Source organism: Brachybacterium equifaecis, from assembly GCF_023509525.1.
Lineage (GTDB): Bacteria > Actinomycetota > Actinomycetes > Actinomycetales > Dermabacteraceae > Brachybacterium > Brachybacterium equifaecis.
In genome coordinates this window covers 137,257-151,700 of record NZ_JAKNCJ010000001.1, presented here as the reverse complement: position 1 = coordinate 151,700, position 14,444 = coordinate 137,257, and the positions used below count along the sequence as shown (strand labels likewise).

Annotated in this window: 16 protein-coding genes; 6 read left to right on the top strand and 10 right to left on the bottom strand. The window is 66.6% G+C overall.

Annotated elements, in window-relative coordinates; translation table 11 throughout:
* Window positions 1–89: 89 nt before the first annotated feature.
* Both Bequi_RS00705 and Bequi_RS00700 read right to left on the bottom strand, forming a co-directional pair.
* Window positions 90–1,592, bottom strand: coding sequence for a multicopper oxidase family protein (locus tag Bequi_RS00705; protein WP_249736072.1), 1,503 nt, complete (start codon window positions 1,590–1,592; stop codon window positions 90–92).
* A gap of 31 nt (window positions 1,593–1,623) precedes the next feature.
* Window positions 1,624–1,860, bottom strand: coding sequence for an SHOCT domain-containing protein (locus tag Bequi_RS00700; protein WP_010550444.1), 237 nt, complete (start codon window positions 1,858–1,860; stop codon window positions 1,624–1,626).
* Between the two features lie 191 nt (window positions 1,861–2,051).
* Between Bequi_RS00700 and Bequi_RS00695 the strand changes: the two genes are divergently transcribed.
* Window positions 2,052–2,732, top strand: coding sequence for a response regulator transcription factor (locus tag Bequi_RS00695; protein ID WP_249736070.1), 681 nt, complete (start codon window positions 2,052–2,054; stop codon window positions 2,730–2,732).
* A 67-nt stretch (window positions 2,733–2,799) separates the two neighbouring features.
* Window positions 2,800–3,876 carry a sensor histidine kinase gene (locus Bequi_RS00690; RefSeq protein WP_249736069.1) on the top strand — a complete coding sequence of 359 codons (1,077 nt, stop codon included), beginning with the start codon at window positions 2,800–2,802 and terminating at the stop codon, window positions 3,874–3,876.
* A gap of 18 nt (window positions 3,877–3,894) precedes the next feature.
* Here the strand turns inward: Bequi_RS00690 and Bequi_RS00685 are convergent, their stop codons facing one another.
* Genes Bequi_RS00685 through Bequi_RS00670 form a run of 4 tightly spaced genes read right to left on the bottom strand, consistent with a single transcriptional unit; the run spans window position 3,895 to window position 6,555 of the window.
* Window positions 3,895–4,662, bottom strand: coding sequence for a cytochrome c biogenesis CcdA family protein (locus tag Bequi_RS00685; RefSeq protein ID WP_249736068.1), 768 nt, complete (start codon window positions 4,660–4,662; stop codon window positions 3,895–3,897).
* Complete coding sequence (locus Bequi_RS00680; RefSeq protein WP_164736291.1) at window positions 4,662–5,258, bottom strand: TlpA family protein disulfide reductase; 597 nt, start codon at window positions 5,256–5,258, stop codon at window positions 4,662–4,664. The genes Bequi_RS00685 and Bequi_RS00680 overlap by 1 nt, the downstream gene beginning before the upstream one ends.
* A 59-nt stretch (window positions 5,259–5,317) precedes the next feature.
* Entirely contained in the window at window positions 5,318–5,971 is a 654-nt protein-coding gene (locus Bequi_RS00675; protein ID WP_249736067.1) for a CueP family metal-binding protein, read from the bottom strand.
* Complete coding sequence (locus Bequi_RS00670; RefSeq protein ID WP_126988720.1) at window positions 5,971–6,555, bottom strand: YdhK family protein; 585 nt, start codon at window positions 6,553–6,555, stop codon at window positions 5,971–5,973. Before Bequi_RS00670 ends, Bequi_RS00675 begins: the two co-directional genes overlap by 1 nt.
* 221 nt (window positions 6,556–6,776) lie before the next feature.
* Here Bequi_RS00670 and Bequi_RS00665 point away from each other — a divergent pair, with 221 nt between their 5' ends.
* A complete protein-coding gene (locus Bequi_RS00665) occupies window positions 6,777–7,187 on the top strand; it encodes a four-helix bundle copper-binding protein (RefSeq protein ID WP_249736066.1) in 411 nt (136 codons plus the stop codon).
* A 76-nt stretch (window positions 7,188–7,263) separates the two neighbouring features.
* On the opposite strand, the gene Bequi_RS00660 is transcribed toward Bequi_RS00665, so the two are convergent.
* The 4 genes from Bequi_RS00660 to Bequi_RS00645 form a co-directional block, all read right to left on the bottom strand.
* Window positions 7,264–8,094, bottom strand: coding sequence for a C40 family peptidase (locus Bequi_RS00660; protein ID WP_249736065.1), 831 nt, complete (start codon window positions 8,092–8,094; stop codon window positions 7,264–7,266).
* A 605-nt stretch (window positions 8,095–8,699) separates the two neighbouring features.
* Complete coding sequence (locus tag Bequi_RS00655) at window positions 8,700–9,518, bottom strand: AAA family ATPase (protein WP_249736064.1); 819 nt, start codon at window positions 9,516–9,518, stop codon at window positions 8,700–8,702.
* Complete coding sequence (locus tag Bequi_RS00650) at window positions 9,515–10,912, bottom strand: Mu transposase C-terminal domain-containing protein (protein ID WP_249736063.1); 1,398 nt, start codon at window positions 10,910–10,912, stop codon at window positions 9,515–9,517. Before Bequi_RS00650 ends, Bequi_RS00655 begins: the two co-directional genes overlap by 4 nt.
* A gap of 7 nt (window positions 10,913–10,919) precedes the next feature.
* Window positions 10,920–11,507 carry a recombinase family protein gene (locus tag Bequi_RS00645; RefSeq protein WP_006215039.1) on the bottom strand — a complete coding sequence of 196 codons (588 nt, stop codon included), beginning with the start codon at window positions 11,505–11,507 and terminating at the stop codon, window positions 10,920–10,922.
* 202 nt (window positions 11,508–11,709) lie between these two features.
* Between Bequi_RS00645 and cmtR the strand changes: the two genes are divergently transcribed.
* The 3 genes from cmtR (at window position 11,710) to Bequi_RS00630 (ending at window position 14,241) form a co-directional block, all read left to right on the top strand.
* Window positions 11,710–12,069 (top strand): Cd(II)/Pb(II)-sensing metalloregulatory transcriptional regulator CmtR, encoded by a 360-nt coding sequence (gene cmtR / locus Bequi_RS00640; protein ID WP_249736744.1) that lies wholly within the window; start codon window positions 11,710–11,712, stop codon window positions 12,067–12,069.
* Complete coding sequence (locus tag Bequi_RS00635; protein WP_249736062.1) at window positions 12,066–12,668, top strand: cadmium resistance transporter; 603 nt, start codon at window positions 12,066–12,068, stop codon at window positions 12,666–12,668. The genes cmtR and Bequi_RS00635 overlap by 4 nt, the downstream gene beginning before the upstream one ends.
* 347 nt (window positions 12,669–13,015) lie before the next feature.
* A protein-coding gene (locus Bequi_RS00630) for an IS3 family transposase (protein ID WP_249736061.1) occupies window positions 13,016–14,241 on the top strand; the annotation gives its coding sequence in 2 pieces (ribosomal slippage) (window positions 13,016–13,301 and window positions 13,301–14,241; 1,227 coding nt in all).
* Window positions 14,242–14,444: the final 203 nt, after the last annotated feature.

The following is a 14,444-nucleotide window of genomic DNA, read 5'->3' as shown; positions in this document are numbered from 1 at the left end:
CACTGGGGTAGCAGTCAGTTCTCGCTCCTGCCAAGCCATAGGCCCCCGACGTCTGCCTCCCTCGACGTCGGGGACCTGCACGTACGACGTCAGGACGCGTAGTCGATCCCTGTCATCATGCCGGCTTCCTGGTGGTACGCGTTGTGGCAGTGCGCTGCCCACCGGCCCGGATTGTCCGCATCGAAGTCGAGGGCGAACGATTCCATGGGCGCGAGCATCACCGTGTCCTTTCGGAGCCCCGACGGCAGGGCGAACGTATGCCCGTGGATGTGGAGGGGGTGGCTCATCATCGTCTCGTTGGTCGCGGTGATCCGCACCCGCTGCCCCTCGCGGATGCTGAGTGGAGTGTTCTGACCGTAGGGAGCGCCGTTAATGGCCCACTGATACGGCTGCATTGACCCCTGGAATGCGAGCTCCAGCTCGGTGTCGACGGCGCGGTCCTCGAGCCGTGCGGTCTCGGCCGGTTCCAGGGTGGACCCGATGAGGACGTCCTCGTCGAGCTCCCGGACCTGAACGTCCGGAGCGGGCACTTCCCCGGCACCGGTCCTCAGCACGGCGAGCCCTTGACCGCCGCTGGACTTCCCGACGGGACGCGCCACCAGAGGGAACATGCCGTTCTTCACCGTGACCACCACGTCATACCGCTCACCCATGCCGAGGTACAGCGCCTTGACGGTGACCGGCTCGACGGCGAACCCGTCCGATTGGGTGACGGAGAGGTCGTGGTCGCCGAGCGCGAGGGCGAAGATGGTGTCGGCGGAGGCGTTGATCAGACGGATGCGCACGCGCTGGCCGGGCTTCGCCTCGAAGATCTCCGGTGCTTCGGGAACCCGGCCGTTGACCAGGAAGTGGGGGTAGGCCACGTCACCGGCGTCGCCCCAGGGCTCGTCCCCCATCGGCATGCCGCCGTGGTCCATGCCGCCAGGTCCGTCGTCGCCCATGGGCATGTCGCCGTGGTCCATGCCGCCGCCATCCGAAGGCCGGGCGCCGGTCAGCGCGGCCAGGACCTCGTCGGGGGTCTGCCCGGTCCCATCGATCCAGTCATCGAGAGTCACGATCCATTCCGCATCGTAGTCACCGGGTTCGTCGGGATCGTCGATGATCAGCGGCGCGTAGAGCCCGCGGTCCAGCTGCAGGCCGACGTGGGAGTGGAGGAAGTAGGTGCCGGGGTCGGGGGCGACGAACTCGTAGGTGAAGGAGGTGTCCGGCTTGACCGGGTCCTGCGTCATCCCCGGAACCCCGTCGGCTGCATTGTGCAGTCGGATGCCGTGCCAGTGGATCGTGGAGGCCTCGGGCAGGCGGTTCTCGAGCGTGATGCGCAGCAGATCCCCGGCCGTGGCGCGGATCAGCGGCCCGGGGAGGGACTCGCCGTATGCCCAGGTCGAGACCGTCTTCCCTCCGAGGTCCACCGTCGTCGGCGCCGCGGCGAGGGTCTGGGTGACGACGTTCTGACCGGCTTTCGGCGTCAGGGCAGGAGGCGGTGCGAAGCCTCCAACTTCGGTCGGAGCGGCTCGGTCGCCACATGCCGCGAGCGTCAGTGCTGCCGCGCCGAGGCCTCCGGAGAACACGGTGCGGCGGGAAAAAGTCTTCACAGGTGCAGTCCTTCTAGAGCGAGGGGTGGTGTCATGGCCGAAAGGCGTCCAAGACCAGTCGTCGTCGTTGCTCGAACTCATCGGCCGTGATCTCTCCTCGAGCCAGGCGCAGCGAGAGTTCCCCGATCGCCTCGTTCTCGTCCCGAGCGCGTCGGGGGCGCCCGGGCAACACGGTGCGTGCCAGCAGCAGCGCCGAGGCCCAGAGGAGAACGAGGAGACCGGCGACCATCGCCCACATCAGCCACGACATCGCATCGGTCGGCATCATCGAGGGGCTCCCTTGGTCGAGTACGTACGCGACACGGTCCCCACCAGGTTCCCCGGGACGGTCGAAGTTCTCGTCGAGAATTCCTCAAGATCCGGTCCAGATAGTCCGCCTGCACCTCCATAGACGCGCGGTGTCCAGGAACGGAGACCAGACTGGAGCTCATGAGGAGTGAATCGGCTCGAGCCGCAGCGATGGTTCTCGTCGTCGAGGACGAAGCGGCGCTGTCGGACGTCGTCCAGGCGTATCTCGCGAAGGCCGGCTACGCGACTGCGAGCGCGCGGAGCGGTCCAAAGGCGGTGGAGATGGCCCGTGCCCTGGCGCCGGACGTGATCGTCCTCGATCTCGGCCTGCCTGGTTTAGATGGCTTGGAGGTGATGCGCAGGATCCGCACTTTCTCGGACTGCTACGTGCTGATCACGACGGCGCGATCCGAGGAGGTGGACCGCCTGGTGGGGCTCTCGGTGGGGGCGGATGACTACCTCACCAAGCCGTTCAGCGTGCGTGAGCTTGTCGCCCGGGTCCAGGCCGTGCTGCGTAGGCCCCGCGCCGAGTCAGGGAATGCTTCAGGCATGGTGTGTACGTTCGGCGAGCTTGAGATCGACACTGCTGCCCAGGAAGTACGACTCGCTGGCCGGATGGTCCCGCTGACCCCCACCGAGAGGGGGCTCCTGATGACCCTGGCGCACCGGCCGGGCCAGGCCTTCAGCCGCAGACAGCTGATGGAAGCCGTCTGGGGCGACAGCTGGATCGGAGATGACCATCTCGTTGATGTGCACATCGCCAACCTCCGACGGAAGCTCGACGAGACGGCTGAGTCTGCACGGTTCGTCACCACGGTGCGCGGTATCGGATACCGGATGGGGAAGGGCTGAGCTCGTGACCGCCCCCAGTACCTCTGTTCGAACGGTCCGGCCTGGCACCAGCTTGGCCTCGCGCCTGATGATCGGCCAGCTCATCGTGCTGCTCGCCGGCGCGCTCACCATCACGGTCCTGACAGTGATCATCGGACCTGCCGTCTTCCATTACCACCTGCTCCAGACCGACCTCCCCGTGGGCAGCGACGAGCTCGTCCACATCGAGCGCGCCTACCGCGACGCTCTTGCCCTTGCGCTGGGCGTCGGCCTGGTCGTCTCTCTGTTAGCTGCAGGCCTCGTCACCTGGAATCTGGCGCGACGACTCCGCCAGACGCTGCACGGTCTCACCTCGGCTGTCGATGAACTGTCCCGGGGCCACTACTCCACACGCGTTCCCTCCGTCGGAGCCGGGACCGAGCTGGATTCGCTGGCGGCCACGCTCAACGACATGGCTGCACGCCTGGATGCCGTCGAAGAGACCCGACGCCAACTGCTCTCCGACCTCGCCCATGAGCTGCGCACCCCCATCGCCACCCTCTCCGCGCATCACGAGGCCATGGCCGACGGCGTCATCGAAGCCGGTGCGGCCATGCCCATCCTCGCCGGCCAGACCGTGCGACTGTCGCGGTTGGCCGACGACATCAGTGAGGTGTCCCGGGCCGAGGAGGGCCAGCTCCCGGTACAGCTGCACCCCCTCGCCGTCGATGACTTGCTGGCATCAGCACTCCAGGAATGGGAGGAACGGTTTGAGACAGCGGGTGTGGCATTACGACGAGAAGTCGCCCTGCCCCACTCCGTGACGATCCACGCGGACCCGGACCGCCTCGCCCAAGTACTTGGGAACTTGCTGAGCAATGCTCTGCGGCACACTTCCCCCGGAGGCACCGTCACGGTCTCGGCAGCCACCCACGGCAGCACGGTGGAGATCGCGGTAGCGGATGACGGCGAAGGGTTCACCGCTGAGGACCGGTCTCGCCTGTTCGAACGCTTCTTCCGCGCCGACAGCTCCCGCACCCGTGAGAACTCCGGCTCAGGCATCGGCCTGACGATCAGTCGAGCCCTGGTCGATGCGCACGGCGGGACCATGGCTGCCGCCAGTGAGGGGCCCGGGCGCGGAGCCGTCTTCACCATCCGGCTTCCTCGAGCGACCGTTGAACGCTGATCCTCGAGAGCAGCACCCTTAGACGATCGTGGTGAAGGTGCCGATCTGGACCTGCAGGAGCGCCATCCACTGCTCCCACACCCCGGAGATCAGCAGCAGCCCGATGGTGATCAGGACGGACCCGCCGACGATCTGGAGCGTGCGGCGATGCCGGGACAGCATCTTGGAGATTCCTAGGGCGCGCCGGAACACGAGGGCGAATAGGATGAACGGGATCCCGAGCCCGATCGCATAGCCGAAAGCCAGGAGAGCGCCGCGGCTCGCGGAGGCCTCCCCGAGGCTGAGCGCCGCGACTGCGGCGAACGTCGGCCCGATGCACGGGGTCCAGGAGAAGCCGAACGTTATCCCGAGCAGCGGGGCGCCTGCGAGTCCGGCATCGGGGCGCTTCCGGATCCGTTTCTCACCGGAGAGGCGGGGGAAGATTCCCACGAACACCAGGCCCATGAGGATGACCAGCACCCCGGAGATCCGATTGATCGCGCTGGTGTACTGGATCACCAATGACCCGAGTGCACCGACGAAACCGCCGATGACCAGGAACACCGCCGTGAAGCCCGCGACGAACAGTACAGCGCCGGTGACCAGGCGCCATGGCCGTTCCCCGGGATCGCCGGTGCGGGGCGGCCCGGCGCTTCCTCCGGTGAGCCCGGTGATGTATCCGAGGTAGCCGGGGACCACCGGAAGCACGCACGGCGAGAGGAACGCGACCAGACCGGCCACCATCGACAGCAGCAGGGCTGCGGCCAGGGGTCCGCTCAGCACGGTGGTGGCGAACAGTTCACCCATCAGGCGGCCTCCGCTAGCACGGCATCCAAGAGGCTCTCTAGGGTGCTCTGATCGGCTGCGCCCGCGATCCGGGCGGCTACTCGTCCTTCAGCATCGAGGATCAAAGTCGTGGGGACGGCGTTGGGCGAGACGCTGCCGTCCATCGACGCGATCACCGCGCCGTCGGTGTCCGGAATCGAGGGGTAGGTGATGCCGAAGGTCTCCTCGAACGCGGCGGCCGGCCCGGTCTTGTCGCGCGTGTTCACGCCCACGAATTCCACTCCCAGGGCGCTGTACTCGGAGTGCACGGCCTTCAGCGCCGGTGCTTCGACCCGGCACGGCGGACACGACGCATACCAGACGTTGATCAGCAAGGGTGCACCGCGCAGCGCCGTGGAGTCGAAGTCGTCGCCGTCATAGGTGGTTCCCCGAATCTCCAGAGGATCGGCGCGTCCCTCCGGGGGGATCTCGACGACAACCCCATCACCGGAGACGTACCCGGCGTTCGCCTCACTCGCCGCATCCGAAGAACCGCTGCACGCCGCAAGAAGGGGCGCGAGGACGAGCAGGCTCCCGCCCCGCCGCAGCGTGGTCCGCCGACTCAGGCGTGGTGTCACGCTCCGCCCAGTTGGGCCGACCACCGAATGCCAGAAGGCGGACCGGGTGCTTCGCCTGCTCACGTCAGCTGGAGACTGGTCAGACAGGTCAGATCATCCTCCGCCTGGGTCGAGATGGACGCGGTCCCCGTGTAGTCCTCGAGGGTGCACGTGAGCTCCGCGGTGATCCCGCGCGGCAGCCAGAGACCGAGGAACCCGTTGTCATGCGTGGTGCGAGGGCCCTCCTCAAGGACCTCGCCCGAGCTGCTGTCGACCACGCTCACGGTGAGCTCGCGGCTGCGCAGTTCTCCGCGGCACGTGGTCAGGCTGTGGAAGGCGCACTCGTGGGTGGTCTCGACGAACGGGGCCACCGACAAGTAGAACTGGTCCTCGGGAAGGGGCAGCTCGGCCTCGCGCCCTGCATCGTCTTGGAGCTGCAGAGACGTCGCGGTGACGCTGGCGATCAGGTCCTGCGGTCGCTCAGCCACCGGGAGCGCCTCGAGCCGGTCGATGATCTCGTGCGCGTCCGCGTCGGCGAAGCCATGTTCCTGAAGCAGCTCCTGATCACCCGTGATGGATGCGGGCTCGGACCCGCCGGTCCCGCAGCCGGCGACCACGAGCGGGAACAGGCCAGCGCCGAGCACGAGCGATCGGCGCGGCAACCGGCCGGTGCGACGACGGGGCCTACCCCCGGAGGAGGCGCGCGGGCCTCGAAGGTACGACGGGGTGGTCATCACGCAGGCTCGATCTCGCTCTCGACGACCCACTTGTGGTTCGTCATCATCATCCCGTCGGCTTCGTAATCGACCATGTACACGGTCTCCTCGGTGGCACTGTCGATGGTGGCCTCAGCACCCTCCATGCCCGTCATGTGGTCGGCGGTGATGACCACTTCGGTGCCCTCTGCCAGCGGTGCCTCGCCCGGGTTCTCGAGCTCCTCGTGAACGACCCACTTGTGGTCAGTGACCGGCTCACCGCCATCGGTCGGGGTGAAGCTGACCGAGTAGGTCGTGGTGTCGAAGGCGCCCGAGATCGTCGCCGTCGCCCCCTCCATGCCCTCCATGTGGTCCGCCGTGAGCGTCACCTCCGTGCCGACCGGGAACTCGGGATCCTCCGCAGACGCCATACCTTCGGGCGCAGGGCCGCCATCCATCGGGTGCTCCATGCCGCCGTGGCTGCCTCCATCGGACGCCTCCGACGCTTCTGACTCGCCCGGCGTCTGACCCTCCTCAGACCCGCTGTCGGTGCAGCCGGCAAACACAATCGCACCGGTGACGACGACGGCTGCGAGACGGCCGAGAGAGCGACGAGAACGCATGATTTCTCCTAGTCAGAGGACGATTTGAACCAGCCTATGACCCCTAGATCAAGGTCTCCTCAAGGTTAGATCTTGACTTCTTGAGCACAACGTTGGCCAGTCATTCCGCATTGCCTCCAAACGAGTGGTCTATCCGCTTCCGTCCTTCGGGGGGCGATGGCTAGCGTCGTCAGGATGGGCCGGCATCCGCCGGTCCGTCCGGAACGAGAAGGAGCAGGATCATGACCCATCACGTCGCATCAATGCTTCAGACCTACCCGAAGGACCTCGGCACCATCGACCAGCAGAAGCTCGCCGAATGCATCGAGGCCTGCTTCGAGTGCGCTCATACCTGCGCCGCCTGCGCGGACGCCTGCCTGGCCGAAGACATGGTGGCGGAGCTGACCCAATGCATTCGCCTGAACCAGGACTGCGCCGACGTCTGCGAGGTCACCGGCCGGGTCCTATCCCGCCAGACCGGGAAGAACGTCGCCCTCAACCGTGCCCTGCTCGAGGCGTGTCAGGCGGCGTGCCGGTCCTGCGCCGAGGAGTGCGAGAAGCACGCTGAAATGCACGAGCACTGCAAGGTCTGCGCGGACGCCTGTCGCCGCTGCGAGCAGGCCTGTGCAGAGCTGTTGGCCTCGATCGGCTGATACCGCTGCCTCTGCACGTAGAGGGAGCCCCGACCGGTGGTCGGGGCTCCCTCTACGCTGGCGTCGTGGCGTTCTGTCAGCGGAAGGTGACGAAGGTCGGCGAACCCCAGATGGTGCGCTCGCTGACGGAGCCCTTGCTGTTGCCGGCGTCGATCACCGTGTTGCCGCCCGCGTAGATCCCGAGGTGGCCCGGCCACACCACGAGGTCGCCCGGCTTAGCCTCGGACTTCGAGATCGTGGTGCCGGCCGCGACCTGCTGCGACGAGGTGCGAGGCAGGGCGATGCCGGCCTGCGCGTACGCGTAGGAGCTCAGGCCCGAGCAGTCGAAGCTGACGCCCGGCTTGGAGGTGCCCCACGAGTAGGGGGCCCCGATCTGGCTGCGCGCGGCGTCGACGATCGCCTGCTGCGAGTTCGTCGCGGAATTCGAGGGGGCGGGAGCAGAGGTTCCACCGCCCGAGGTCGATGCGCCGCCGTTCAGTGCGCCGCGCGTCTCGGGGCCCACGATGCCGTCGATCTTCAGGCCATGCGAGCGCTGGAAGTCCTTCACGGCCCCATGGGTGAGCTTGCCGAACTTGCCATCGACCGACAGCGAGGCACCGTGTTCGTTCAGTGCCGTCTGGAGCTGCTCGACCGACGAGCCCTGCGATCCCCACCGCAGCTTCTCGGCCGCAAGCGCGGACGTCGCATGTGCAGGAGCCGGTGCCGTGGGGGCTGAAGCCTGCGCAGCAACGGCAGGTGCGGCGGGCGAGCCGGCGGGGGCGGCCTGCGCGGGGCCCGCGAGCAGTGCGGAGCCGATGACGACCGTGCCGAGCACAGCGGCACCACCGGTGCCCCGCAGTGCGCGGCCGGCGGTCCCGACAGGCGTGACTGCTCGGCCGACGGCCCGATGGGTGTTGTTCTGGGACATGGTTCTACTCCGTAAGTTCCCCTCCTCGAGACGGGAGGGAGTCGATGACTTCGTCAGTGCCACAGCGACAGCGGAGCGAGCAACGAGGCGACGGCTCATGTCGTGGGCGGCGACATCAACGTACGGCCCTGATCAGCCCCACAGAACAACGATGGGAGGGTCCACCGAAGGATTTAGCCGATCCTTGACTCCACAGCCGTGCATACCCCTGCGGGGTAGGGCTCGCCTTTACCTTCGTTGGGCAGACTGTGGCTTAAGTGGAGCACGACGCCTCACGGGTCGGCGATCCCGACGTCAGCGCGCCGAGGCGCAGCTTTCCTCCTGGCGGGCTGCGGAGATCACCGGCACGGGCGTCTCGTGCTGGCCCTCACCCCTGTAGGGAGCGGCGCGCTGCCCTCGGCGACTTCGGCGACTTCGGCGGCGAGGACCGGGCCGACTAGGTCCAGACATCGAAGAGCACGCGAGGAAGCAGCGCGATGAGAATCGCGAGCGCCACGGCGGTGTTTCAGATCATGCTCCGGCGGCCGGCGGCCGCGGCGGGTAAGGGCGAGTGTTGTGACTTCGTCTGCTGAATGGCGGGGTTCTTCGGTCGCTTCGTGGCGGGGTCAGGAGACACCGATGACCAGGGTGCTCTGTGCGGCTTCGATGACGTCGTTGGTGATGGTGTCGAGTTCGTTGATCTTCAGGACCCGCTGGATCTGGGGGAAGAGGCGTTCGAGGAGCCGGAAGTTGCCGCGGGTGATCCGTGCGATGGCTGCGATGGCTTGGGCGTCGGTGAAGTCGTCGGGGTCGAGGGTCTTGCCGAGGGATCGCCAGTGTCGCTCGAGGACGAACAGCAGTTCGTCTTGTCCCAGGGGCCGGTACTGGTGGGCGAAGCCGACTCGGCTGTAGAACTGGGGGTAGTGGCTGAACTGCTTCTCCAGGCCGGGCATGCCGATCAGGATCAGGGCGATGCCGTCGCGGTCGTAGCGATCGCGCAGCAGTTCCAGCGCGGCGGGACGCAGTCGTTCGGCCTCGTCGACGATGATCAGCTCCACGTAGTTCCTGCCGTGTCGCCATCCCCAGGCCTCGGGAGTGGCCGTGCCGGGAGGTACGAGGTGCTGCTCGATGCACATGTTGGTGCGGGTGATGGCTTGGGTCAGCTCGTCCTTCAGGGTCCGCGGGGTGGTCAGCACGCTGGGGGTGTAGAGCACGGTGCGGCTCCGGTTCAAGGCGGCGTAGATCTTGGCGTCGTTGTCGGAGCGCGGCCCCCAGTAGGTCAGCAGGTCATGAGCCTTCTCGTAGTGTGCGTAGCGGCGTGCGGAGAGTGTCTTTCCTACGCCGGCTGATCCGAAGCACAAACCGATGGTGTGCCCGCGGCGCACGGCGTCGGCGAACTCGGTGAAGCGGCGGTGCTCCTTGGTGACGATGAAGCGCTGGCTCACCTGAGGTCCTCCTTGTAGATCTTCAACGCCGACCTCGGCGCCGGAGCCGGTGCTTCGGTGATCCGTTGCGTCTCGGTAGGTGCGGCCACAAGGGCGATGCGTTCGTTGATGCCGGCTCGCAGCGCCCGGCGGCGGGCGTTGCGCGCGGCCTGGATCTTCTTGAGGCTGACCTTCTGGTCGTGGTGCTCTTGGTTGACGGCCTTGCAGACGAATTCGTCGTGATCGAAGACGCGGATCTCGGTGATGTCGCGGGGGTCGTAGCGGATCACGACCGAGCGTCCGACGTAGCCGGCCAGAGTTGGCGAGACGTAGCGCAGGCCCTGGAAGCGGATGCCATCGCGGCGCACGACGCGGGTCTTGGCGACGGTTAACAGCAGTCTGTCGAGGTCTTCCAGGCTCTCGGGCATTCGGGGCAGCCAGCCATCGGCGATCCACGCGCTGCGCGGGGAGGTTGCGAGCTCGCTGTGCGTGCGGTCGTTGTAGGTGGCCACGAACGCCTCCAGGGCGCTATCGAGGGCGGCCAGGGACAGTTTCGGTGTCGGCCAGGGGTGCCCTTCGGTGATGAGTCCGGGCAGGGTGGCGAGTAGCTCGGTGTTGATGGTGCCGAAGAACCGCTCGATCCTGCCCCGTCCCTGGGGTCGGGCGACGGTGGAGTGGATCAGTCGGATGTGGAGGTCGACGGCGGTGTGGGCGAGCTGGTCACTGGTGAAGTCGCTGCCGTGGTCGACGTAGAGCACGTCGGGCAGGCCGCACATCGGCCAGGCCGGGTCGGTCTTGTGCCAGATCGCTTGGCGCAGCGCCAGGGCGGTGTTCATCGCCGACGGTGCGCCCAGGAAGACTGTGTAGCCGCAGACCGCCCGGGAGCAGTCGTCGAGGATCGTTGTTAGCCATGGCCGTGCGGGCTTGCCGTCGGTGCCCACCACCAGGATGTCGAGCATGGTGTGATCAGATTGCCACATCGCGTTGGGCAGCTCTGCTTGCCGGCGTAGCACCAGCTCGTGCTTGTCGCGGTAGGACGCTGCGCCCTCCAGGGCGAGGGGGACCATGCCGGGATCCAGGGTCCGCACGATGTCCCACACCACCGAGTAGGAGGGGACCGGCCACCTCCGGGCGGCGCAGATGCCCGTGACTTTGCGATGGATCGTGGCGATGGCCGGCCGCGGCTTGCTCAGTGCCAGGCCCTCGATCAGGTCGACGAGGTCGGGCGGAAGGCGGCGGGAGCCGGCGTCCGCCCGTGAGGCTGTCTCCAGTCCGGCGTAGCCGTCGGCGCGGTAGCGGGCGTGCCAGCGCTCCAGGGTCCGCAGCCCTACATCGGTCTCGCGAGCTAAGCGCGCGAGGGGCACCTGGTCCTCGACGTGGAGCCTGAGGATTCGCCACCGCGCTCGAGCGTCCACGACGCACCTACTGCAAGGCGTTCTCGCGCCCGCGCTCGGCGCGCTGAAGGGCGCGGTAGACCGTGGAGCGGCCCACGCTGAACAGCTCGGCCAGCTCGCCCACGGTGTGCTCGTCGGCAGCATGTAGCTGGACGAGGTGAGCTTCTTGCCGGGGGGTGAGTTTCGGTGACTTCCCGCGCAGCCGGCCCTTGGCCTTGGCGACCTTCATCCCCTCGCGGGTGCGGGCACGGATGAGGTCGGCTTCGAACTCGGCGACCATCGCCAGCACGTTGAACAACAGTTTCCCCATCGGGTCGGTCGGGTCGTACACCGATCCGGCGATGCTCAGCTTCACTTCCCGCGCCGCGAGGTCGTCGGCGATCTGGTGGGCATCACGGACTGAACGCGCCAGCCGATCGAGCTTGGTGACCACGAACGTATCGCCGTCCCGACAGGCAGCCAGCGCCTGCCGCAGGCCCTCACGGTCGGCGTTGCGGCCCGTGAGCCCGTGATCGACGTAGATGCGCTTGGGATCGACGCCGAACGCCGCGAGTCCGTCACGCTGCGCGGTCAGGTCCTGCTCGTCGGTGGAGACTCGGGCATAGCCGACCTTCAAGGGGGACGTGCTCCCCAGTGTGTCATATAGCCTCCCTTCACCGGACAGTTCACCGGACGGGTCTTACGGGACAGCCCGCCAGGCGTGCCGTCGTTCCTCTCGATAAGTAGCGGTGGTGTCCGGTGAGGGTTCCCCTTGCGGGCATACGATCTGGGCTGACGCCTGTGACCGAGTGTTCAGTGCGCGCTGTATAGTTCAGTCCATTCTGACTATTGCTTCGCGTCTCGACGTGATGAACCGCCTGGGTCGTGCACTGGCCGACCCCACTCGATCCCGGATCATCTTGACCCTGCTCGACCATCCCGCTTACCCGGCGGAACTGGCCCGAGATCTGGACCTGACATGCCCGAACGTGTCCAACCACCTGGCATGCCTGCGCGATTGCGGGATCGTCGTCTCCGAGCCCGAGGGTCGTCGGACACGATATGAGATCGCCGATTCGCACCTGGCGCAGGCGCTGACGGCACTGGTCGATGCCACCCTGGCAGTGGACGAAGACGCCCCGTGCATCGATCCCGCCTGCTCGCTTCCCGGATGCGACGCAGCTGGGGAGGGCGCATGATCCTCACCTCGGTCTTGCAGGCGATGGGCCTGTTCGCAGCGACCAACATCGACGACATCATCGTGCTCTCCCTCTTCTTCGCGCGAGGGGCAGGCCAGCGCGGCACTACCGCCCGCATTCTGGCCGGCCAGTACCTCGGATTCGCCGGCATCCTCGGTGCCGCGGTCCTGGTGACCATCGGTGCCGGAGCATTCCTGCCCTCGGCAGCCATCCCGTACTTCGGTCTCATCCCTCTGGGCCTCGGCCTCTGGGCCGCATGGCAGGCCTGGCGCGGAGACGATGACGACGATGACGACGAGGCCAAGGTTGCCGGCAAGAAGGTCGGCGTGTGGACCGTCGCAGGCGTCACCCTTGCCAACGGCGGCGACAACATCGGCGTCTACACCCCTGTCTTCCTCAGCGTGGAACCTCTCGCAGTAGTCGCCTACTGCATCGTCTTCCTCGCGCTCGTCGCGGTCCTGGTGGCTCTGGCAAAGTTCGTCGCCACCCGCCCCCCGATCGCCGAAGCGCTCGAACGCTGGGAGCACATCCTCTTCCCCATCGTTCTCATCGGCCTCGGCATCGTGATCCTCGTCAGCGGCGGAGCCTTCGGACTCTGACGTAGCGGCAGCGATCCAAACGGCCCCGACCGGGCGCACCCCTCTCGGTTCAGACCTCGACACCTACCTGCAGCCAGTCCTGCGTGATCGCGGCAACAAGACCGCCACGGAGCGCTGCAAAAACCCCGCCACCAAGCGAACGAAGCCACAGAGTGTATCGAGGGTCGACCGCATGCCAGGACTCGGCTCATGGCAGTTGCTTCGTTGGGGTATACCCAAACGAGACACCCGTCATGGCAGCGAACACCCTGTTTCAAAAGGTTCGCTCTAGCGTTGGGTCTGCTGCACGGATAGGTGACTGAAGCGCCCTGGGTTTCGTTCCGAGTCTCAGCAAGGAGAATCGGAGCATGCCCAAGAAGTTCAGTCCCGAGCTGCGCGAGCGCGCAGTGCGCCTGGTCCACGAACGACAGGCCCGCGAGGGTGGCCCCCGCTCGCAATCGATCCGCGCGATCTCGGCGCAGCTGAGCATCGGCCCGGAGACCCTCCGCGTCTGGTGCAACAGGCATGGCCCGGCCTCGAGAGACGTCGCGCCAGCTGAGTCTCTCGAGGCTGAGAACCGACGCCTGCGCAGAGAGCTCGCCGAATCCCAGCGAGCCAATGAGATCCTCAAAGCCGCATCAGTGTTTTTCGCCAAGGAACCAGGCCGCCCCACGACGAAATGATCGCGTTCATCGACAAGCATCGCGATCAATTCGGGGTCGAGGCCATCTGCCGCACCCTCACTGCGACAGAAAGTGGGTTCATCACCTCCCGCGGCTACCGCGCCGCGAAAAATCGAGCCATGTCCGCCCGGAAGCTGAAAGATTCCATCCTCACCCCCGAAATTGTGAGGATCCATCGCGAGAACTACAGTGTCTACGGTGTCCGCAAAATGTGGCACGCAATGCGTCATGCCGGCTGGACGATCGGTCGCGATCAGGTCGCCAGGCTCATGAAGAACGCCGGCCTGCAGGGCGTGCGCCGAGGCCGGAAACCAGTCACGACCCGCCCGAGCAGTGCGCCGGATCACAGGCCTGACCTGGTGGAACGCAAGTTCACTGCCCAGTGCCCGCATGAGCTGTGGGTCGCCGACATCACGTATGTCCGGACGGTAGCGGGATTCTGCTACACCGCTTTCATCACCGATGTCTTCACCCGCAAGATCGTGGGCTGGGCCGTGGCACCAAGCCTCCACACCGAAGGCCTGCCACTGCTCGCACTCGAGCACGCTCTGCATTCCACAGGCGCACAGCGGAAATCAGACGGCCTGGTCCACCACTCGGACCGAGGAAGCCAATATGTTTCGCTGGCATATTCCGATGCTCTCATCGTTGCTGGCGTGAAAGCGTCGGTCGGCACCGTCGGAGACAGCTACGATAACGCCCTCGCGGAGACGGTGAACGGGCTCTACAAGGCCGAGCTCATCCATTCCAAGCGACTGTGGGAGTCCGTTGCGGCAGTCGAGGTCGCCACGATGGGCTGGGTCCACTGGTGGAACACCGCTCGCCTGCACGAGGCTCTCGCCTACCGCACCCCCGCAGCCGTCGAAGCGGCCTACACTCGCACCACGATGATCGCGCCCGCGACCGTCTAACCACGGAACGAAACCCAGGGCGCTTCAACTTGCCCCGGAACCTACACATGTGACGCCGCGCACAGACGTCGTGCCCCGGGAACAGAACCGCCCGATCCATAGTTGAGCCATGTGTACTCAAGTTTGATGACCGCCGGATTGACAACCCAGATCCGGCAGTCGCAGGCTTGAGTCTGTACCGCTCAGCTTCGCTCCCCGCCCCG

Coding starts and splice junctions, on each gene's coding strand:
- Bequi_RS00700 (WP_010550444.1), bottom strand. CDS start 1,860: ATGATGCCGACCGATGCGATGTCGTGGCTGATGTGGGCGATGGTCGCC.
- Bequi_RS00695 (WP_249736070.1), top strand. CDS start 2,052: ATGGTTCTCGTCGTCGAGGACGAAGCGGCGCTGTCGGACGTCGTCCAG.
- Bequi_RS00690 (WP_249736069.1), top strand. CDS start 2,800: ATGATCGGCCAGCTCATCGTGCTGCTCGCCGGCGCGCTCACCATCACG.
- Bequi_RS00685 (WP_249736068.1), bottom strand. CDS start 4,662: ATGGGTGAACTGTTCGCCACCACCGTGCTGAGCGGACCCCTGGCCGCA.
- Bequi_RS00675 (WP_249736067.1), bottom strand. CDS start 5,971: ATGACCACCCCGTCGTACCTTCGAGGCCCGCGCGCCTCCTCCGGGGGT.
- Bequi_RS00670 (WP_126988720.1), bottom strand. CDS start 6,555: ATGCGTTCTCGTCGCTCTCTCGGCCGTCTCGCAGCCGTCGTCGTCACC.
- Bequi_RS00665 (WP_249736066.1), top strand. CDS start 6,777: ATGACCCATCACGTCGCATCAATGCTTCAGACCTACCCGAAGGACCTC.
- Bequi_RS00660 (WP_249736065.1), bottom strand. CDS start 8,094: ATGTCCCAGAACAACACCCATCGGGCCGTCGGCCGAGCAGTCACGCCT.
- Bequi_RS00635 (WP_249736062.1), top strand. CDS start 12,066: ATGATCCTCACCTCGGTCTTGCAGGCGATGGGCCTGTTCGCAGCGACC.